15 protein-coding genes are annotated in these 21,345 nt (G+C 27.4%); 9 read left to right on the top strand and 6 right to left on the bottom strand.

Annotated elements, in window-relative coordinates; genetic code table 11:
* Nucleotides 1–87 precede the first annotated feature (87 nt).
* The gene (locus Q0H31_RS05130) at nucleotides 88–2,679 is read left to right on the top strand and encodes an ABC transporter substrate-binding protein (RefSeq protein ID WP_295296164.1); all 2,592 of its coding nucleotides are present in this window, start codon (nucleotides 88–90) and stop codon (nucleotides 2,677–2,679) included.
* Nucleotides 2,680–2,684: 5 nt separating this feature from the next.
* On the opposite strand, the gene Q0H31_RS05125 is transcribed toward Q0H31_RS05130, so the two are convergent.
* Complete coding sequence (locus Q0H31_RS05125; protein WP_295296163.1) at nucleotides 2,685–4,928, bottom strand: tetratricopeptide repeat protein; 2,244 nt, start codon at nucleotides 4,926–4,928, stop codon at nucleotides 2,685–2,687.
* A 217-nt stretch (nucleotides 4,929–5,145) separates the two neighbouring features.
* On the opposite strand from Q0H31_RS05125, the gene Q0H31_RS05120 reads away from it, so the two are divergent.
* Nucleotides 5,146–5,703 carry a lytic transglycosylase domain-containing protein gene (locus Q0H31_RS05120; RefSeq protein WP_295296162.1) on the top strand — a complete coding sequence of 186 codons (558 nt, stop codon included), beginning with the start codon at nucleotides 5,146–5,148 and terminating at the stop codon, nucleotides 5,701–5,703.
* A gap of 51 nt (nucleotides 5,704–5,754) precedes the next feature.
* Here the strand turns inward: Q0H31_RS05120 and flgG are convergent, their stop codons facing one another.
* The gene (gene flgG / locus Q0H31_RS05115) at nucleotides 5,755–6,549 is read right to left on the bottom strand and encodes a flagellar basal-body rod protein FlgG (protein ID WP_295296161.1); all 795 of its coding nucleotides are present in this window, start codon (nucleotides 6,547–6,549) and stop codon (nucleotides 5,755–5,757) included.
* Nucleotides 6,550–6,763: 214 nt separating this feature from the next.
* Between flgG and uxaC the strand changes: the two genes are divergently transcribed.
* The 6 genes from uxaC (at nucleotide 6,764) to Q0H31_RS05085 (ending at nucleotide 15,395) form a co-directional block, all read left to right on the top strand.
* Complete coding sequence (gene uxaC, locus Q0H31_RS05110) at nucleotides 6,764–8,170, top strand: glucuronate isomerase (protein WP_295296160.1); 1,407 nt, start codon at nucleotides 6,764–6,766, stop codon at nucleotides 8,168–8,170.
* Between the two features lie 105 nt (nucleotides 8,171–8,275).
* Nucleotides 8,276–8,908, top strand: a complete 633-nt coding sequence (locus Q0H31_RS05105) for a bifunctional 4-hydroxy-2-oxoglutarate aldolase/2-dehydro-3-deoxy-phosphogluconate aldolase (RefSeq protein ID WP_295296159.1) — start codon at nucleotides 8,276–8,278, stop codon at nucleotides 8,906–8,908.
* 201 nt (nucleotides 8,909–9,109) lie between these two features.
* On the top strand, nucleotides 9,110–10,924 hold the full coding sequence (gene dnaG, locus Q0H31_RS05100; RefSeq protein WP_295296158.1) for a DNA primase: 1,815 nt from the start codon (nucleotides 9,110–9,112) through the stop codon (nucleotides 10,922–10,924).
* Nucleotides 10,914–12,677 (top strand): RNA polymerase sigma factor RpoD, encoded by a 1,764-nt coding sequence (rpoD, locus tag Q0H31_RS05095; protein WP_295296157.1) that lies wholly within the window; start codon nucleotides 10,914–10,916, stop codon nucleotides 12,675–12,677. The genes dnaG and rpoD overlap by 11 nt, the downstream gene beginning before the upstream one ends.
* A gap of 323 nt (nucleotides 12,678–13,000) precedes the next feature.
* The gene (nusB, locus tag Q0H31_RS05090) at nucleotides 13,001–13,528 is read left to right on the top strand and encodes a transcription antitermination factor NusB (protein ID WP_295296156.1); all 528 of its coding nucleotides are present in this window, start codon (nucleotides 13,001–13,003) and stop codon (nucleotides 13,526–13,528) included.
* A complete protein-coding gene (locus Q0H31_RS05085) occupies nucleotides 13,500–15,395 on the top strand; it encodes a tetratricopeptide repeat protein (protein WP_295296155.1) in 1,896 nt (631 codons plus the stop codon). Before nusB ends, Q0H31_RS05085 begins: the two co-directional genes overlap by 29 nt.
* Before the next feature lie 218 nt (nucleotides 15,396–15,613).
* Here the strand turns inward: Q0H31_RS05085 and Q0H31_RS05080 are convergent, their stop codons facing one another.
* The gene (locus tag Q0H31_RS05080) at nucleotides 15,614–16,264 is read right to left on the bottom strand and encodes a DUF4405 domain-containing protein (RefSeq protein ID WP_295296154.1); all 651 of its coding nucleotides are present in this window, start codon (nucleotides 16,262–16,264) and stop codon (nucleotides 15,614–15,616) included.
* 495 nt (nucleotides 16,265–16,759) lie between these two features.
* Nucleotides 16,760–19,036: a heavy metal translocating P-type ATPase gene (locus Q0H31_RS05075; protein ID WP_295296153.1), complete on the bottom strand. Its 2,277-nt coding sequence runs from the start codon at nucleotides 19,034–19,036 to the stop codon at nucleotides 16,760–16,762.
* Nucleotides 19,037–19,351: 315 nt separating this feature from the next.
* Between Q0H31_RS05075 and Q0H31_RS05070 the strand changes: the two genes are divergently transcribed.
* Entirely contained in the window at nucleotides 19,352–19,861 is a 510-nt protein-coding gene (locus tag Q0H31_RS05070; protein ID WP_295296152.1) for a chemotaxis protein CheW, read from the top strand.
* On the opposite strand, the gene Q0H31_RS05065 is transcribed toward Q0H31_RS05070, so the two are convergent.
* A complete protein-coding gene (locus tag Q0H31_RS05065) occupies nucleotides 19,858–20,439 on the bottom strand; it encodes a 5-formyltetrahydrofolate cyclo-ligase (protein ID WP_295296151.1) in 582 nt (193 codons plus the stop codon). The genes Q0H31_RS05070 and Q0H31_RS05065 overlap by 4 nt on opposite strands.
* 11 nt (nucleotides 20,440–20,450) lie before the next feature.
* Nucleotides 20,451–21,194: a PilZ domain-containing protein gene (locus tag Q0H31_RS05060; RefSeq protein WP_295296150.1), complete on the bottom strand. Its 744-nt coding sequence runs from the start codon at nucleotides 21,192–21,194 to the stop codon at nucleotides 20,451–20,453.
* Nucleotides 21,195–21,345: the final 151 nt, after the last annotated feature.

Raw genomic sequence — 21,345 nt, 5'->3', positions numbered from 1 at the left:
TCATTTCATATATATACTTATATTGACATTTATTATTTATAAGATTATTATGTTAAGTAGTATTTTATTGCATATACGAGGCTTTTAATGAAATTTTTGAATAAATTTTTTCTATCAATATTTAGTTTATTAATATTATTTTCATGTTCTAATAATAGCCAAGAAGAAATAAGAGAAATAGATAGAGGCGGAGCATTAATAGATAAGATAATATATGAAGTGAGAACCGATATGACAATAGCAATTAAAGATGTGGCCGACGGACGTGCTGATTTAATGGCTAGCGGAATAGATGGAAGCACATATTTATCATTAAGCGAAAGTGATTTAGAAAAACTCGATACTTATGCTGTACCATCTGGTTCTTGGTCTTTATTGTTTAACCCCGTGCCAAATAAAGCTCCTTATACAGTTACTACAAGAGACGGAAAAACTCATTTTAATCCTTTAGCTATAAAAGAAATAAGGTTTGCAATGAATTTTTTAATAGACAGAAAAAAGCTTGTTGATGAAATTTTAAGAGGTGCAGGGGAGCCTTCATTTACTCAGGCAACACCCGGTCAGCCCGGCACTTATAGATATAATCTCATTCCTTCAAAAATGGGTATGACAGCAAACGGCAATGAAGAGAAAGCAATTAATGATATAAATAAAGCTATGGAAAAAGCAGCTAATCTTCCAGAAAACAAAGGAAAGCTAAGAAAAGAAAATGGCTGGTGGAAATATAATGGCGAAATAGTAACTATTAAATTTGTTATAAGAGTAGATGACCCCACAGGAAGACTTCCTGCAGGCAATGCAATATCAGATTTAATAGAAAAGACAGGCATAAAAGTAGAAAAACTATTATACGACAGAAACAAATCCACCCAAGTTGTATACGGCTCTGACCCAAAAGATTATGAATGGAATATTATAACAGAAGCTTGGGGGGCAGGAGCAACAAGAGCTTGGTGGGACGTTACACTTAGACAAATGTATGTAAGAGAGGGCAACTACATGCCCGGAGGCAATATTGCTGAGTTCTGGAATTATGACAATAAAGAAGCTTCAAGAATAAGCGATAAAAATTCAAACGGCTGGTTTTTAACTGCTGATGAGTATTGGAGCGGCAATATGCGTTTGCAGGAGATTGGGCTTGAAGATGCTGTGCGAATATATTTAAACTCTCAAACACAGTTTTTTGTAGCAAACAAAGAAAGATTTAAAAGAAGAATGCTTTATGGAGTAGGCGACGGTGTTAATGATTGGTCTATAAGAAGTGCCGATATAAAGCCAAATCGTAATGGTGAAAAAGTATTAAGAGTTCTTCAGCATTCTGCACAAGGTTCATTATTTATAAGCCCATGGGACCCTGTGGGAGTAGGAGGATTTTCTGATGCCTATTCTGCTATAATGATAGGTCCTTGCTCTGATGCTGGTGCTACATTTGAATCGCCTTCCACAGCAAAGACAGAGTTTATACTTGGGGAGGCTGATACTAATAGTTTGGAGATAGGTGTTAGGGCTGGTGATAACGGCATACCGGTGGGCACTGTAAAAGTTCCTAATAATGCTAAGATGTACAATCCTTATACTCAAAAATGGGAAGAGGGTTTAACTACAAAAGTTGAAAATGGTGAGATAATTTATAAAAATGCTAATAATCTTACTGCTTATGTAAAATGTGATTTTAAGCCTAAAAGTTTTAAATGGCATCATGGCATAGATTCATCTTTAGTTGATTTGATGTATGGAAGTGTGTTTATTGCAAACATAATAACAAAGACAAATGAAAATGATAAGTATTATGATTCTGCTATGGCTGGAAGATATATGTCTGCTATGGATAATGCTGTTGGAAGTGTAATAAATGAAGATGGAAGTTTTACTCTCTATGGAAACTATTATTGGCCAATGGATATGAATAGGCAAATTGCTATTGCGGCAGTTAGTCCTAAAATAGGAAACCCAAATAGAAACACTGTTATTCCTTTCGAGATAAATGAGGCTATAATTAAAATGGTTCTTGAGGGCTCTAAATCTGGTAATGTTTATAGTATTTCTCAAGACCAATCATTGACTGCTATAGATGTAAAAAATCCTACTTGTGTAGCTGACATAAAAGAAAAATTAATTGAAATGAGAGACAGTGAATATATACCTGCTGGAATAGAAGATTTTATTACAAAAGAAGAGGCTGTTAAAAGATATCAGGCTGCTATTGACTTTATAGATAAATACGGGCATGCTTATATATCAAATGGACCTTTCTTTATTTCAAGAATAGATTCAAAGGCTAATTATATAGAATTAACTGCTTTTAAAGATTATGCTTACACTGCTGAATATTGGATAGAAAAATTATCAACAAAAATGAGCAGAATAGAAGATATTGAAATGCCTGCTATAGTAAACAGAAACAACAACATGAATATAGATATTTATGTTTCATCATACAATTATCCTAATAATGCTTTAGAGATGCCAGACCCTAATACAAAAGTAAAAGTACTTCTTCAATTACAAAATGGAAGCGAAAGAGAGTATAATGCTGTTTTAGAAAATGATGTGTTTAAGCTCACTATAACAAAAGAAGAATTAGCATCTCTTCCAAAGGGTAATTATATTGTTGTGATAGAGTCCTATATAGCTGATGAAACGCCTTATATAGAAACAAGAAACTTTATACTGCAATAAATATTTTAAATCTCATTATATGAATTATCATTATTCATTTTATATAGTTTTATGTTTTCATTTTTTAATATGCATCTCATAAGGTTTATATCAGAATCATCAAAGCTGTATGATAAATATACCGCTTTTACTTTTAACTGTAATTCTTTTTTATATGACACAATTTTATCTCTATCTTTATAAAAAATAGAAAGCAAATTACCATATTCTATATTTTCATTAGATGATAAAAATTTAGCCTTTTTGCCATATACATTAGTGTTATCATTTCTATAAGCAATGCATATATTGGAATCTAATAGTTCATACTCCACACATATATCGTCGCTATTCCAATTATGAATATCATCTATGCTTTTATAAAATGAAATTATATTTGTCTTTTCTAATATAGGTTTTAATGCTCTTAAATGATTTTCTGTAAACTTGTCTTTTAATATAGTATTAGAATCACAAAATTGTATCCTATTTTCAAATATGGTTTTTAAAGTGTTGGTGTCATATTTAAGAGTTTGATATATTGTTTTTGAATAATTTGTATATGTAATGCTTTTTTCTAAACATTTATCTGATAGTTTTAAAAAATCATTATAGCTAATTTTTTTATTTGCAAGTAAGCTGTATGAAAGTAAAAATATATTGTAACTTGCCAAACTATTATTCTCTAAATATTTTAAATAAGTTTCAACAATAGAAGAATAATCATTTTTTAAGAAAAACAAAATAGCAAGATTATTATAATAAATAAAATTATCTTTATTTGTTTCTAAAAGTTTTTTATAATACTCTATAGCTTTATCATAATTTTTTGTGTAGAAATATGAATTGGCTATAATCTCGTTATTATTAACTGTATTATTATTTTCTTCAAATAAAGTTACTATTTTTGAATATTCTTTTTTATCATACAAAATATTTATAAGCTTATCATAATATTTATTATTTTTTCTAACGCATACAAACGCTTTATCATAATCTTCCAAATCTATATAAATATTAAAAAGCATATCTATATAATTATCGTTTATATTATCAATATTTTTATTTAGATAATATGCCGCAGTCTCTTTTTCACCTTTATTATAATAAGAAATAGCTATTCCATAATAAGCCTCATCATTATCATTAATTTCTATAGATGATTTAAAATATTTTATAGCTTCATCATAATCTTTTAAATTTAAATATGCATTAGCTAAATTATTATAAGCCTTATAATACATATCATTTATTTCTATAGCCTTATTAAAATATTCTATAGATTTATCATATTCTTCATTTGATGAGTAGCAAAGCCCGATAAAATTATATGCCTTATATGAATTAGGATTTCTTTCTATTACCTTGCTAAAATATTCTATTGCTTCATAATAGTATTTTTTTGAATAATAACTAATTGCCAATTTGTAATAATCTGTAAAAGAATCCAAATCAAACTTTCTTGCTTTATCAAAATATAATGCTGCTTTATCAAAGTTTTTTTTGTTAAAAAATATTAATGCAAGATTGTTGTAGGCATTAGCATATTTAGGATTAATTTCTATTGCTTTATTAAAATACTCTATTGCTTTATCATAATCTTTTAAGTATGAATATATTGCTCCCAATGTATTTGATATTTTGTAGGAGCGGCTGTTATTTTGTAAATATCTATTTAAACATTCTATCGCTTTATCATAATTTCCAATATTATAATAACACATTCCAAGCATATCATAGGCTTTAAAAGTCATCTCATCCATACTTTTTGAGTTCTCAAAAAAGTTTATAGCTGCTTCATAATTTTTACTTCTATAATGATATAATGCCAAATTGTTATAGGCTTTATCATATTTAGGATTAATCTCTATTGCTTTATTAAAACATTCTATAGCTTTATCATGTTCATTTTTTTTGTAATAACTTATGCCGAGTAAATTGTATGCAGTGTAAGATTTTGGAAGTATTTTTAATGTTTCATAAAAACATTCTATAGCCTTATCATAGTTTCCTATTGCATGATAGCTTATGCCAAGTAAATTGTAAGATTTAAATGTATTTACATCTACTCTTTTAGCTTCTTCAAAAAATTTAATAGCATCATCAAATTTTTTTATTTCAACACATAATTGTCCTTTGTATAAGTTGGCTCTATAATTTTTTGGCACTTTTTTTAAAATATTATCTAATGCTTCTAAAGTGCCTTCATAATCTTCATTTTTTATATTGTAGGATATATGATTTAAAATATTATCCATAGAGTTTTGCATACATAAAACCTCAAAATATATAAAATAATATACTATATTGTATAATATATATGTATATTATGTCAACTAAAAATATATTTTTTATATGTATTAAATATCTAATAAGGTATTGATTTATATGAAAAATAATATATAATTTTATGACTTTTAATTTATGGCTACTATTTTTTAATAGTTAAAGGAGCGAAAAAACTTTAATTTTATTGGGGGTAAAATTATGAAAAGAGTTATTATAATTTTTAGTTTAATACTGTGTGCCGGCAATTTAGAGACGCATAGTTTCAATATTAACAATTATTCTTTTGTAACAAATAGTTGGGTTAATTTAATACAAGACATTTCTAATCATTATAATCAAGATTTTTGGTTTATTAAAGATGTTTTTGATATCTCTCAAAGCTATGATATAGACCCATTACTTATGATAGCATTAATAAAAATAGAAAGTGATTTTATACCAACAGCATTATCTAAGAAAAATGCTTATGGCTATTGTCAAATTACTCCTATAGCAAATAAAGATGTTGATCCTACTCTTAATAGGTATAATTACAGAGAAAATATTATACTCGGTACTAGATTTATAGCTAAACTTTTAAATAGATTTAATGGCGATATAATACAGAGTCTTAGGTATTATAATGCGGGAAGTAATTATGATGAAACAAAGCTTTCTTATTCTGAAGACATTAAAGAAGAATATGATATGCTTACATCACTTTATGCCGCTAAAAAAGATACTTATGGTGATATATATAGAAAAGAGAGCTTTTAAAAAATTAAAAACTCTCTTTATTTTTTAATATTATTTAACTAAATAATTAAATTATCTTTTTAAATTTACAACAGTAGCTAACAAGTTATCGCTAGTTTGCACAGCTTTAGAGTTCATTTCATAAGCTCTCTGTGCAACTATCATATCTACCATTTCATCTACTACTTTAACATTAGACATTTCAACGAAACCCTGATGTATTCTAGGGAAACCTTTAGAACCAGCCTCGCCTTCAAAAGCAGGTCCGCTTGCTATAGTTTCTTTATATAAGTTATCACCTATAGAGAGTAGTCCAGCTTGGTTTATAAATCTATGTAATGTAATATTTCCAAGCTCAACTGCTTCATTTTCATCGCCTATTGTAACAGAAACAACACCCTCTCTTGATATGCTAATTTTTTCTACAAGAAAGTTTTCTGGAAAAATAATTTCAGGAACTAATTTGTATCCATTAGAAGTTACAAGCTGACCGTTAGCATCTACTTTAAAAGAACCATCTCTTGTGTATGATACGCTTCCATCAGGCATCAACACTTGAAAGAATCCCTCTCCCTCTAATGCTAAATCTAATTTGTTTCCAGTAGCCTGCAATGAACCTTGGTCAAACATCTTTTGTGTGGCAGCACTTTTTACACCCAAACCAGTTTGAAGTCCAACAGGGGTTACAGTGTCTTCTGTTGCAGGAGTACCCTGTATTTTTAAATTTTGATATATTAAATCTTCAAAATCTGCTCTTACTTTTTTATATCCTATTGTATTAACATTAGCAAGGTTATTTGCTATTGTATCAGTTTTAAATTGCATACCATTCATACCGCTTGCAGCAGTCCATAGAGAACGTAACATATTTATTACTCCATTTATTTATGATATTATATTTTCGGTATATAGAAAATTCGCTTTATAACTTTTTAGCTATTATATGTTTTAAAATTTAATAAAAACAAACACACTGTAATAAAATAATGCTTAAAGAAATAAATATAAAAATAATAAAAAGTTTCAATTTTTTTTGACAAAACATAAAATCTTTAGTATAAATTAAAAAAGAGGATAAATCATGAAAACTTTTATGGATAAAGATTTTTTATTATATAATGAAACAGCAAAAACACTTTTTTATAATTATGCTAATAAATGTGCTATATTTGATTATCATTGTCATTTAAACCCAAAAGAAATTGCTGAAAATAAAAAATTTAAAAATATAACAGAGATTTGGCTTTATGGAGACCATTATAAGTGGAGAATGATGCGGGCTAATGGCATAGACGAAAAGTTTATAACAGGAAAATCTTCTGATTATGAAAAGTTTATTGCTTGGGTAAAAACTCTGCCTAATTTAATAGGAAATCCTTTATATCATTGGAGTCATTTAGAACTTCAGAGGTATTTTGATATTTATGAAATTATTAATGAAGATAATGCTGATATAATATGGCAGAAATCAAATGAAATATTACAAAATATAACAGTTAAAGATATTCTTAAAAAATTTAATGTTCATACAATAGGTACAACTGATGACCCAACAGATAATTTGGAATATCATAAATTGATAAACGAAGGTAAAGCTCAAATAGGAAAAATTGACACAAAAGTTATTCCATCTTTTAGACCGGATAAAGCTATAAATATAGAAATGAATGATTTTAATGATTATATAAAAAAGTTAGAAAATGTATGCAAAGTAAATATAAAAGATATAAAATCATTAGTTGAAGCATTATATAAAAGAATAGATTATTTTAAGAGTTTAGGTTGTGTATCAAGCGACTGTTCATTATCGATAGTTCCGTTTAATTTGGATAATGAAAAAAGGATAAATAATATTTTTAAAAAAGCAATGAATAAAGAATTGTTATCTAATGAAGAGATAGAAAAATATAAAACATATATTCTTATAAAGTTAATAAAAAAATACAGAGAATCAAATTTAGTTATGCAAATACATATATCTGCTATGAGAAACAATAATGAAGCGATGTTCAAAAAATTAGGTGCTGATACAGGCTATGATTCTGTGGGGGATTCTAATATTATAGAAAAATTATCCTTATTATTAACAACAGCCAATAATGAAGGAGGACTTCCAAAAATAATTTTTTATAGTCTTAACAATAAAGACTACTACCCTCTTTCAACTCTTATGGGGTGTTTTCAGGACGGAATCATAAAGGGAAAAATGCAGCTCGGCTGTGCTTGGTGGTTTTTAGATAATAAAGATGGAATAGAAGAGCAAATTAAAGTTCTTGCTAATACTGCTTCATTAGGTTTATTTATTGGAATGCTTACAGACTCAAGAAGTTTTTTATCATACTCAAGACATGAATATTTCAGAAGAATATTATGCAACATTATAGGAGAATGGGCTGAAAAAGGCGAGATTCCTAATGATATTAAATATTTGGGAAATATAATAGAAAATATATGTTTCAATAATGCCAATATTTACTTTAACGGTTAAGTATGATAGATTAAACTATTGTAATAATAAATATAAAATTAATAATATAAACTTTAATTAGTATTTTTTATAAACTATAATAAAAAATAATTTTTACGGAATTTTATGTTAGAGAAATACATACAAAATAAAATTGTACCTGTAGTAGTTGTAGAAAATGAAGAGGAGATAAGAAATATAGCTGAGCTTTGCTTAGAGTTTTTGCCTTCTATAGAATTAACACTTAGAACAGAATACGGATACAAGGCTTTAGAAATATTAGCCAAATACTACCCTAACCTTCCAAGAGCTGCTGCTACGGTTTTAAATACTGAGCAAGTTGACAAAATACTTGATTTAGGCACAAAAATAATAATTAGCCCGGGGTTTCAGCCTGCAATGCTTGAATATGCCAAAAAGAAAAATTATTACTATATACCAGGTGCTGCAACTCCTGCTGAAATTGAGCAATGTTTGGCTTACGGATATAAGTATATAAAATTTTTTCATGTTGGTCTTTACGGAGGTATTAATTGGATTAAAAATATAGCCCCTGTTTACCAGCATACTGGAGTCAAATTTATGCCTTTAGGAGGAATAAATATTGAAAATGTAAAAGAGTATCTTCAAGACAAAAACGTATTTGCATGCGGAGGCTCTTGGTTATGCCCTACAAACTTATTAAAAGATAAAAATTGGAAAGAGATTAGAAACAGATTTGAAGAAGCTTCTAAGCTAATAAAAGAATTAGAAAGCTAATGATACATTTTATACTTTTAAATTAAAAACCTAATTAAATAAATTTACAAAATCATATGAATTGATTAAATATAATTAATTGATTATTGTATATTTTATAATAAAGTATAAATAAAGAACATAATATTATACTTGACTTTTTTTAAAATATTAATAATATTTATACACAAATAAATTAAACTATACTATATTTTAAACATTGTGGATACTTTATTTACAGAAAAACTAAATCAGCTTTTATCCCGTGTCTCTCTTATAGATATATTAAGAGACAGATATAAAGTTATATCAAGAGGCGGTAATCAGTATACCGTTCAATGCCCTTTTCATAAAGATGGTCAAGAGGCAAATCCTTCTATGTCTGTTGATGATTCTAAAGGTATATACAAATGCTTTACATGCGGTGCTAAAGGAAATGTATTTACATATCTAAAAGAAAAAGAGGCTATGGATTTTAAAGAGGCTGTAAAATATCTTGGAAATAGGTTTTCTATAGATACTAGTAATTTCTTTTCACAAAAAAACAAACATAAAGACCAAATATTTTTAGAAAGTAAAAGAATAAATAAAATAGCCTGCAACTTCTTTGGTAAAAATCTTCTATTAAAAAACAGTAATGGAGAATATTTTTATAAAGAAGCTATAGATTATCTAAAAAAAAGGAAAATACCATTTTCAATTATAAAAGAGTTCAAAATAGGATATGCACCTCCAAGTTGGAATGCTTTGATTAAAGCTTTAAACGAAAATAATATAAGTACAAATAATATAAATGCTTTAGGATTAGCAAGCATAAGCAAAAATAATCCAAATCATTTTTATGATACATTTATAAATAGAATAATGTTTCCGATAGTCAATGAAAGAGAAGAGATTATAGGCTTTGGAGGTAGAAGCATTGATGGAAAAGAGCCAAAATATTTAAACTCAAAAGAGAGTTTAATATTCAAAAAGAAATCTGCTCTATACGGCATAAATATAGCTAAAACACATATAATGAAGAAAGATGAAGTGATACTGGTAGAAGGCTATATGGATACAATTGCTTGCCACAAAATGAATATAAAAAACACAGTTGGAAGTTTGGGTACCGCCATCACAGAAGAACATGCAAAAGAAATAAAAAAATATACAAATAACGTAGTTTTAGCTTTGGATAATGATGAGGCTGGGCAAAAAGCTACTAAAATGGCTATATTAACACTATTGAAGTTTGACTTAAAATTGACTATACTATTGATAGAATCTACTAAAGATTTAGATGAGTTTTTTACTATCAATAACGCTAATGGTTTTGATATACTATATAATAAAAAACTTGCTTGGTATGATTTTTTATTAAAAACATCAGTTAATAAAGATATAAGCTTACTTACTATAGAAGAAAAACTATATATAGTAAAGCTATTTTATAAGTATTTAGATGTTTTGAAAAGTGAGACAGAAAAACAAATGATAATTTCTCATATTTCATCAGAACTTTCTATTGACAGAGATGCTTTCAATAGAGATTATTTAAGAACTTTGACTAATAAAGCTCAAAACACAAAAATTGTTTCTGCTTCACCAAAAACTGTAAAAGACAATAAATTTTACTATGAAAATAGTTTAATATATTTACTTGCTTTAAATCCATCTTTAATAAAAGAGGCAGAGAAAGAGATAGGTGTAGATCTTATTAAAAAAGATATCACAAGAGAATTTTATATAAGGCTCTTAACTCTTAATAAAGATGCAACAGCTGAAGATGCTCTTAATGTATTAGGCAATGAGCATATAGCTAATCAGATAAGAAGCAAGGAAAAGTTGTATAGAGATAATATACAAGAAAAATTAGACGAGCTTATTGTAAAGATAAAAAGCGGGGATATAGACTATAGGAGGGAGGAAGTATTAAAAACTGCAACGCTCCACAGTAATGAAGGATTTGAAGCTATATGTAATAAAGCCCGTGAAATACATTTACTAAATAAGCAAAAGGAAAAACTATATCAAGGAAGTGATTATGATGATTGAAGAGGATTGCGATCTTCTAATTAAAAATAATGAAAAAATTAGAAAATTGCTCGAAAAAGGAAACACAAACAAATATCTTACGTTCAAAGAGATAAATGCGGCCATAGACAATATGGACACAGATGTGATGGACATACTTTTTCAATTATTAAATGCTAGAAAGATTGTCATTGTTGAAGACAAGAGAGAATTTGAAAGCCTTTCCAAAAATCAAAATAAAATTGATGAGGCTGCAAGATTTATACATGTAGAGGATAAAGTTGGAAACAATGATGACCCTATAAGACTTTATCTTAAAGAGATAGGCAAAGTTGATCTTCTTACTCATGATGATGAGGTAGAATATTCTAAAAAAATAGAACTCGGAGAATCTGAAATAGAGTCTATTATATTAAATACGCATTTAGTAGTAGGAGAAGTTTTAAACACTATTAAATATGTAAAAAATGGAAAAGTATCTATACATGAGATATTAGAACCGCCAAGAATATATAATGTCTCTACACAAGAAAAAAGAAAATTAGAGAGAAAGTATAAAAACTTTGAAAAAGAGTATGTTGATTTAGCAGAAAAATATTTAGCTTTAGATAAAAGAATAAAAAAAGCTACTACGCAAAAAACTATAAAAACTCTTACAAATGAACAAAATGAGATAAAAGAAAATATAGTAAAACTATTAGGCAAAGTAAAGCTTAATAGAATGGAAATCGATAGAATAGCAGAGAAATTAAAGTTTTATTTGCATAGAATTAATCAGATAGAAGAGTATTTTGAGAAATTAAAAAAGAGATACGGTAAAGAGATAAGTGATTTTGAAAATTACTACAATGAAATTGAAAGCGGAAACAAAAAAATATATACTAGACTTGTTGATGAGTTTAATATTACGCCAGAGGCTATAAAAGCAGTATTAACAAGTTTTCATAATTCTCAAGTTCGTATGGCTGATATCTATGACGAAGTTCGCACAGATAAAGAAACTTTGGTTGAATGGGTAAGAAAAATCGATTCTTCAAGAAGAAAAATTGCTCAGGCAAAAGACCATATTGTTAAGGCTAATTTAAGACTTGTTATATCTATAGCAAAAAAATACACTAACAGAGGTCTTCATTTCTTTGATTTAGTACAGGAAGGAAATATTGGACTTATTAAGGCTGTTGATAAATTTGAATATAAAAAAGGATACAAATTTTCAACATATGCTACTTGGTGGATTCGTCAAGCTATCACTCGTTCTATAAGCGATCAGGCGAGAACTATAAGAGTACCTGTTCATATGATAGAACAAATAAACAAAGTAACAAGGGTATTAAGACAATATATGCAGCAGTATGGAAGAGAGCCTTCTATACAAGAAATAGCAAGAGCTTTAAGCTGGCCGGAAAGCAGAGTAAAAAGTGTAAGAAATGTTGCTAAAGACCCTGTGTCTTTGAATGCTCCTATTGGCGATGAAGAAGACACTATACTTGGAGAGCTTATTGAAGATAAAGAGTTTGAAAGCCCTCAAAATATCACTACTTTTAAAATCTTAAGAAAGCATATAGATTCTTTGCTTGACAATTTGCCTGAAAGAGAACAGAAAGTTATTAGAATGCGTTATGGATTAGATGACGGATACAATCATACTTTAGAAGAGGTTGGATATGTATTTAAGGTTACAAGAGAACGTATAAGACAGATTGAGGCTAAGGCAATAAGAAGATTAAGAGCAACTTCCAAAAAGAAAGAATTAAAAGAGTTCTTGGATTCTTAACATAAAAATTAAAAGGGAGTTTGTTATTATAACATCTCCCTTTATTTTTTATTCTAAAATATAAGATTTTTTTTTTTATAACTTTTATAAATTTTAATGCTTTCACTTAATTAAAATAAGTCTTAATATATAATAAAGTTTATTGATAAAAATATTTATAAATAAACTTTTAAGTTTTTACTTCAAAAAATAATTAAAATTTCTGCTACTAATTTTATAAATATTTATTAATATTATATATATAAAAATACAATTTGTAATTATTTTTTAAGCATATCATTGCCGAAAATAATTACAGAAAACTAATTTGGGCTAGGAAATATATGTCTGAAGAAATAAACAACAATAATGAAGAAGTAAATACTGAAGCACCTAAAAAAGCTATTAAGAAAAAAGTAATTGTAAAATCTAAAGAAAAAATAAAAGATTTAGATTTATCAAAATATGGAACAAGAAGACAGGCAAGAATATATGCAGTTATGGCTTTATATTCATACGAGATAAATGAAAAAAAAGTAAATATAAATGAACTTTTTAATTTTGAATATGATGATAAAAAAGCTGCTAATAATAGTTTTACTAAAGAACTCGTTGAAGGAACTATAAATAATTTACAAAAAATTGACAGCATTATAGAGAAATATTCTAAAAATTGGAATATTTCAAGAATACAATACGTAGATAAATCTATAATAAGAATGTCTATATATTCACTTATATATTTAAAAGATATACCAAAATCTGTGATAATAGATGAAGCTGTGGAAATAGCTAAAATATTTGGCGACAAAGATGCTTATAAATTTGTTAATGGGATTTTAGATGCAATACAAGAAGAAGATATACAATAAAAAAATTGAAAAAAAACTTCAAAGCATACGAATCTTTGTATTTATATTATCTATAGGAGCATTGGGCTTAATTTCTATAATATCTTTAAATGTAGCTATTAACCAAGGAAAAATAAAATTAAACCCAAGAATAGTAGATGAATACACTTTAGCACAAGAATACTATAGAAAAAAAGATTATAATAAAGCAAAATCAATATTAAAAAAAGAAATAGCAACAACTATAGACCCAAAAAAAGAATATGAAGCAAATATTTTATTAGGTAAAATATATAATGATACACAAAATTATGAAGAAGCTTTGAGAATATTTAGTTCTGTTAGCAATTCTTTGTATTTCGATGAAGAATTAAAACATAATATAGGAATTACATATTTAAATATGGAGATGTATGATGATGCTTTAGTAACATTAGAAGAAGCATTATCTATTAATTCAAACTATGTACCTACCCTGCTTACTATAGGTAAATTTTATATGGACAGAGATTTACCTCGATTAGCTAAAGGGTATTATGAAAGAGTGCTTAAACTTGAAGAAAATGATGAGGCTATGTTTAATGTTGGTATTATAGCCCTAAACGAAGGAATGCAAAGTTTGGCTTATGATACTTTAAGCAAGTTAGTGAGAAAAAGCAATAATGAGTATGCTGATATGGCTGCTAATGTGCTTGGTGATATATATGTTATAGCTGGAGATACTGATAGTGCTATAGAAATGTATTTAAAAAGCTTGGCTAATTCTAAAACACAGGTAGAATCTGTAAAGAGATTAGTAAAGGTATATGAACAAGTTGAAGATTATGATTCTATTAAAAAAGTTTATGAGCAGATATTGAATCAGAATCCTAATGATATTGATACTATTATAGCTTTGGGTAATTTATATGAAGAAGAAAATGATTATGATAGGGCTGTAAAATATTATTATAAACTATCTAAAATAAAAAATTATACTAATGCTTATGAAGCTATAGGACTTCTTGCAAACGCCTACTATAAGGGAAATAATTTAGACGAAGCTGAAGATAATTATAAAAAAATAATTATGTTAGATAAAAAAGATGATTTATACAAAACTGCTTTAGAGAGACTTGCAGATATTACTTATAGACAAAAATCATTTACTACTTCTTTAAGATACTACAAAGAGATATATACTATAGAAACTAATAAAGCAATATTTAAACCAAGATTGGGAGAATTAGAATTATATTACGGCAATTCAGACAGAGGAATTAAACTGCTTGAAAATTCAATAAAAGAATCTATAGGCAATGCTTTCCCTAGCAGAACTTTAGCTATATATTATGAAAGCATAGGTAATTATAATGAGGCTTTGAATTATTATAATTATACATTATCAAAATATCCAGACGACAGAGAGAGTTTATATAGAGCTGGTATGCTGTATTATAAAAATAGAGAATATAAAAAAGCAAATGAATCTCTATTGGTAGCAGCTAATGATGAAAATAACACTACATTTATAAGAGAAACTGCTTGGAAAACATTAGCTACCATGATGGAAGAGATCCGCTCATATAATGAAGCAAGCTCATATTATAGATCACTTATAGAAATGTCTCCTAAAGTAGAAAATTATATGCTTTATGGAAATTATTGTTATAGAAGACTTCAATATAATGATGCTATATACGCTTATAGTGAAGCTTTATCTATAGCAGAAGATAAAAAAGAGATGTTTGATATTAATTTGGCTTTAGGTAAATGCTATTTTAGATTAGATGAATTGGATAATGCAGAAGAAAGTTATAGAAATGCTTTAAATTATAATGGCGGAGATAGTCAGGCTAAAGAAGGCTTAAGACAGGTATTAAACAAAAAGAATAATTTTAATTTTTAAGCTATAAAAAATAACAAACCGCCATAAAAATATTTATGGCAGTTTGAAACTATAATATAAAAATTAATTTCTAATTATTTGCTTAGCCTAAATAAATTAACTTTTAATTCATTTTCAAAATAAAACTAATAGTAAAGATTACAAAATATAAAATCTACTAAAAATTATATAAATAAATTTATAATACTATTTGCTTTATTTGAAAGATTTCTTGCTCATTAATTAGTATTATTTAATCTATTGCTTAATATATGCAAATAATAACTAATAAATATAAATAGCCCCATTATAGCAATATGCTCCATAAAGAAAAATATAGCCGGCTCTTCATAGTCTGGAAGTCTTGTAAATAAAAACATTACGTTGTGTAAATCTCTTTTTATAAAAGAAACTATTCCATATATAGCTATTAATAAAGCTATTGTTATGCATATTTGTTTATTTATATTTATAAATTTTTTACTCATATTTATAAATATACCCCAATGCATTCCTAAATGTGCAGACATAAATATAAATCCCCAGTAACTGCAAATTACATGCACTTTTTTATTAAGTACTTTTATGTTACTAAGATTAAAAAATTCTACTACATCTCTATTAAACAATATTCCGCTTATAATTAATCCAAGCATACATATAAAAAGCATAAAATTTATGAATGTATTTAATGATCTCGTTAAATTATATTTACCTTTAAAGAGATTTTTACACCAATTAAAGTTTAGTATATGATGAAGTATAAAAAAAGCAAAAATTAAAAATCCCAAATATTCATGCATGGTACGGCCTGTTAGGTTATATGCTAATAAAACAAAAAAAAGAATAGTCATTATTATATCTATGAATATTTTTATTATATTTTTCATCTATAATTTACCTCCCATTACAAAATTAGTTAATTTGTATGTTGCAAAGCAATTTTTTATTGAGATAATATAGCATGCTATTTACTTTATTAGACGAATTGGGAAGTTAAAAGTTTATGATAATTTATTTTTTTAATAATTTTTTGTATAAAAAATCATGTTGTTTACATTAATGTTTTGCAAATAAATTTTATTTATATCCCCGCCCTTTATATCTTCTATCTAATTAAAAATTATCACTTACATTTCTTTTTACTGCTATATTAGAAATTATAGCCCCCACCCAAGTGTTAATTAAATTTGCACATTAATTAACGCACGGTAAATAAAATTTTATTTTTTAGTAAAATTTGAATTTTAATCTATTATTGTTTATTAGCTTTACACTGCGTGCGTTGAAAGAATTATAAAAAAATAATCCATGTAAATTATAAAATTACATGGATTAATGGAGTAAAATATGAATAAAAAACTAAATATATTAAAAAATAAAGCCTATTTGCTTGGTTTAAAAAAGTTTAATCTCAAAGCATTAGTAACCACAGAAACAGAACTTAAACTCATAGCAAGAGCAGCAAATATAGGATTGAGAAGTAAATCCTTACCCATAATAGCAGTTAAAAATCCTCCTATAGAAGAAGCTATCAAAGGCTCTCTAAATACATGCAAAACTCCTGCCGCAATTGGTATGCCTATTACATTGTAGCAAAAAGCCCAAAATAAGTTCTGTTTTATATCTCTCATGGTAGCCTTGCTTAATTCTATGGCAGTTACAACATCATTAGTGTTTGATTTTACTAATACTATATCAGCACTCTCAATTGCAACATCAGTACCACTTCCAATAGCAATACCAACATTAGCCTGAGTGAGAGCAGGAGCATCATTTATACCATCGCCTACCATAGCAACAGTAAATCCTTCATCTTGAAGTTTTTTTACTTCATTAGATTTCTCTTCTGGAAGAACTTCTGCAAATACAATATCAATTCCAGCTTCTTTTGCAACTGAGTTGGCTGTGTTTTTGTTGTCGCCTGTTATCATTGCTGTTTTTATTCCAAGTTTATGAAGTCTCTTTATTGCCTCAATGCTTTCATTTTTTAATTTATCAGCAACTGCTATTATTCCTAAAAGTTTATTGTCATAGGCAACATACATAGGAGTTTTACCTTCTTTTGAAAGCTTATCCATATATGAATTATAATTTTCTATATTGATATTTTCTTTGTTCATAAGTTTCTCATTGCCCATTAAAACTTTTTTATTATCAATAAATACTTCTATTCCAAAACCTGCTATTGCTTTAAAATTTTCTATGTTAAGAAGTTTTATATTTTTTTCTTTAGCTTCTCTTACTATAGCCTCACCTAATGGATGCTCGCTTCCATTTTCAGCACTTGCAGCTATTAAGAGAAGTTTATCTTTATCATCAGAAATAATATCTGTAACATAAGGCTTTCCCTCTGTAAGAGTACCTGTTTTGTCAAACATTACAGCATTTATTTTACCTGAAACTTCTAAAGCTTCAGCATTTTTAAAAAGTATTCCAAGTTCAGCACCTTTTCCAGTACCAACCATTATTGCAGTAGGAGTAGCAAGCCCCAAAGCACAAGGACAAGCTATAACAAGCACAGATACAAATACGGTTAAAGAAAATACAAAATTGTGAAGAGCTATAAACCAAATTATACCAGATATTAATGCTATAGTTATTACAGCAGGCACAAAATATGATGACACAACATCGGCAATATGTGCAATAGGAGCTTTTGAACCTTGAGCATCTTCTACAAGTTTGATAATTTGAGCTAATGCAGTATCAGCCCCTACTTTTTGAGCTTTAAATTTGAAACTTCCTGTTTTATTTATAGAAGCACCAACTACTTTATCGCCTACACTCTTTTCAACAGGTATGCTCTCCCCTGTAAGCATTGATTCATCAACACTGCTATAACCTTCTATTATTTCACCATCAACCGGAATCTTCTCTCCCGGACGAACTAATATTATATCATCAACTTTTACTTCTGAAATTTTTATCTCTTTTTCTTCTCCATCTTTTATTATAGTAGCAGTTTTAGGCTGAAGCCCCATAAGTTTTTTAATAGCTTCTCCTGTCTTTCCTTTGCTTCTTGCTTCTAAATATTTTCCAAACTGAACTAATGTGATTATAACAGCAGCTGATTCATAATAAAGATTGTCCCCATGAGGATTAAGCCCCATAAATGCCAAAACAGTAGAATAAATACTATAAGTAAATGCCGCAGTTGTTCCTATTGCCACAAGTGAGTCCATATTAGGGCTTCCTCTAAAAAGTGCTGGGAAACCTAATGTGTAAAATTTATAACCTGATATCATAACAGGTACACATAAAAATATCGCAACTATAGAAAAAACTTGCGGATTAAGATGATGCACCAAAAAATTAGGTATTGGAAACTTAACAAAACTCACCATAGGAGCCATTGATATATAAAATAAAGGTATAGAAAATATTGCTGAAACTATAAGCCTTATTTTCTGTTCCTTTATTTCTCTTGCTTTTACAACGGCTGGGTCTTCCTCTTTGCCCAAAACCTGATATCCTGCTTTTACAATAACATTAACTATATCATCATATTTAATCTTCTTTTCATTATAGCTAAACACAGCTTTTTCTGTAGCTATATTAACATTGGCTTCTTCAATACCATCTGTTTTTTTTAATGCCCTCTCTACAGCTCTTGAACATGCAGCACAGTGCATGCCTCCTATTTTTAATGTCATTTTCATATATATAAACCTCTATATAAAACATATTTTACTATTTTTTATAAAATGTTACAATAATCTAACAATATAATTATAATATATTTAAAATAAAATTCAAGTATGGTATAGGGGGGTATATTTACAGAATAAGTTTTAATTTATTTTTATTAAAAACCATATACAAATATACAGCAACTATATCTACATGTATATTCATTGACTTTTTAATAAAAACATAATAAAATATGCTACCAATGATAAAAACAATATTTATTAATTTTGCAAATATATTTCCGATAATCTAATAACTGCAAAAATTATATGGAGGCGTTATATATGGCTGAAATAGAACAACAACCTGTTGAAAATAATGAAAATAAGGTTGATGTAGAAAATAGTATTAACCTAGTTACTTTTAAATTAGGCAATAATGAATATGCTATAGACATTATGCAGGCTAAAGAAATTATTAAAATGGAAAAAATCACGCTTATACCTAATGCTCCAGATTATGTTGAAGGCGTTATTAACCTTAGAGGAAATATTATACCAATAGTCGATCTAAAAAAGAGATTTAATTTAGATGAAAATGAGGGAGAAAAAAATACCGGCATCATTATCGTAAAAATAGATGATGTAGATATGGGAATTATTATAGATGCAATTTCTAAAGTAGTATCTATTGCTACTTCTAATATACAGCCTCCTCCTCCTATGTTATCCGGAATAGGTCAAAAGTACATTAAAGGCGTTGCTAAATTAGAAGATAAATTATTAGTTGTTCTTGACTTAGAGAAATTAATAGTCGGAGACGATGACGACACAGAAGAAAATATAGAAAATTAAAATATTGCTGTTATTACTTTATTTTCACTTATTATAATATCTAATATTTCATCATTATCATCTTTAGGCAATATTGGCAGTATTTGATAATCATAAGAAAGCCCTATTCTTAAGGCGTTTCTATTTTCTTTTAAAATATTATCATAATACCCTCTTCCAAAGCCTATTCTGTTACAATGTTCATCAAAACCTAAAGCTGGTATTATAAACATAGATATCTCTTCTATATTACAATCTTTACAATGTAAAAAAGGCTCCCCATTGCCAAACTTTGTATTAAAATTAATATCCTTATTATAATCTTCTATGTATTTCAATTTCATATTATGGTCATCTATTATATAAGGAACTGACACTTTAATATTTTTATTCAGCAGTTTTTCTATAATATTTTTTGTGGGAACTTCGTTTGCAAAATCTATATATAAACAAACTTCTCTAAATTTATTTATATCCACTATGCTAAAGAATTTATTAGTAATTGCTATAGCCCTACTCTCTATAAATTTGCTGTCTAACTTACTTCGTATAAGTTTTAATGATTTTCTTAAAATTCGTTTCTCTTCTTCTATAGCCACTTTAATTTTAATTATGATGAGAAATGTTCATCTTCATATTCTATCAATATTTCTTGTAATAATTTATCTCTTATAATTTGGTCTATAATCTTCTGAGAAGCCATTCCTATATCAATAAATTGTACAGCAAACCCCTTAGGGAAATTAGGTCTTTCTGTACCATTATTAATAAAAACTACCTTAGCTTCTGTAAACAATTTAAAATCTCTAAAAGAAATGGTAAGGCCAAGCATCTCGCCTTTACTTGGAATATTAATATCAGAACGAATATATGCTCCATTACCGCTTATAGATAATATATTTCTTTCCATAGTTCCACGCATTTTGTCTTTATATGCTATTATAACATTTAGAGGCCAATTTACTCTTGAATATTGTCTTCTCTGCGAGCTGTCATTATTATTGACATACTGTAAAAGGATATCATTAATATGAGCCATTTCTGATTTATTATTAAAAACTATAGCATAAGGATATTTATCTTTATTAAAATTATCTTCTGTTTCTATAATAACTAACTTTATTTGAGGATTAATATCTTTTATTTTATCAGCAAAAAAACTAATACTATTTTCATCTTTTTCATTATATCTAATCATATAGAAATAAATATCTACATTATTTTTTATAATATATGACATAGATGAATGAGTATCTTTAAAAGTGCTTATATCAAAAGATGCTGAAAGCCCATTTTTATATTTTTCTATAATATTAGAATCGCTTTCTATTAATACAGCCTTTACTTTATCCATTCTTTGCTCCTTATATACATCTAAATTAACTATAACATATTTAAATATTTATACAATACTATTATAGTAAAATATTTGTTTAGGAGCCATACATATTGCACGTTTTTTAGTTTAAAAAAAGCAGGTATTCCTTATAATTTAATTAACTAAA

It is taken from the genome of uncultured Brachyspira sp. (assembly GCF_934747485.1).
GTDB lineage: Bacteria > Spirochaetota > Brachyspiria > Brachyspirales > Brachyspiraceae > Brachyspira.
This window is presented reverse-complemented; position numbering and strand designations above follow the sequence as displayed.

What these genes read in the sequence shown, in the direction of transcription:
- Q0H31_RS05130 (WP_295296164.1), top strand. Translation starts at nt 88, where the DNA reads ATGAAATTTTTGAATAAATTTTTTCTATCAATATTTAGTTTATTAATA.
- Q0H31_RS05070 (WP_295296152.1), top strand. Translation starts at nt 19,352, where the DNA reads ATGGCTGAAATAGAACAACAACCTGTTGAAAATAATGAAAATAAGGTT.
- flgG (WP_295296161.1), bottom strand. Translation starts at nt 6,549, where the DNA reads ATGTTACGTTCTCTATGGACTGCTGCAAGCGGTATGAATGGTATGCAA.
- Q0H31_RS05120 (WP_295296162.1), top strand. Translation starts at nt 5,146, where the DNA reads ATGAAAAGAGTTATTATAATTTTTAGTTTAATACTGTGTGCCGGCAAT.
- uxaC (WP_295296160.1), top strand. Translation starts at nt 6,764, where the DNA reads ATGAAAACTTTTATGGATAAAGATTTTTTATTATATAATGAAACAGCA.
- rpoD (WP_295296157.1), top strand. Translation starts at nt 10,914, where the DNA reads ATGATGATTGAAGAGGATTGCGATCTTCTAATTAAAAATAATGAAAAA.
- Q0H31_RS05085 (WP_295296155.1), top strand. Translation starts at nt 13,500, where the DNA reads ATGCAATACAAGAAGAAGATATACAATAAAAAAATTGAAAAAAAACTT.
- Q0H31_RS05060 (WP_295296150.1), bottom strand. Translation starts at nt 21,194, where the DNA reads ATGGATAAAGTAAAGGCTGTATTAATAGAAAGCGATTCTAATATTATA.
- Q0H31_RS05125 (WP_295296163.1), bottom strand. Translation starts at nt 4,928, where the DNA reads ATGCAAAACTCTATGGATAATATTTTAAATCATATATCCTACAATATA.
- Q0H31_RS05075 (WP_295296153.1), bottom strand. Translation starts at nt 19,036, where the DNA reads ATGAAAATGACATTAAAAATAGGAGGCATGCACTGTGCTGCATGTTCA.
- nusB (WP_295296156.1), top strand. Translation starts at nt 13,001, where the DNA reads ATGTCTGAAGAAATAAACAACAATAATGAAGAAGTAAATACTGAAGCA.
- Q0H31_RS05080 (WP_295296154.1), bottom strand. Translation starts at nt 16,264, where the DNA reads ATGAAAAATATAATAAAAATATTCATAGATATAATAATGACTATTCTT.
- Q0H31_RS05105 (WP_295296159.1), top strand. Translation starts at nt 8,276, where the DNA reads ATGTTAGAGAAATACATACAAAATAAAATTGTACCTGTAGTAGTTGTA.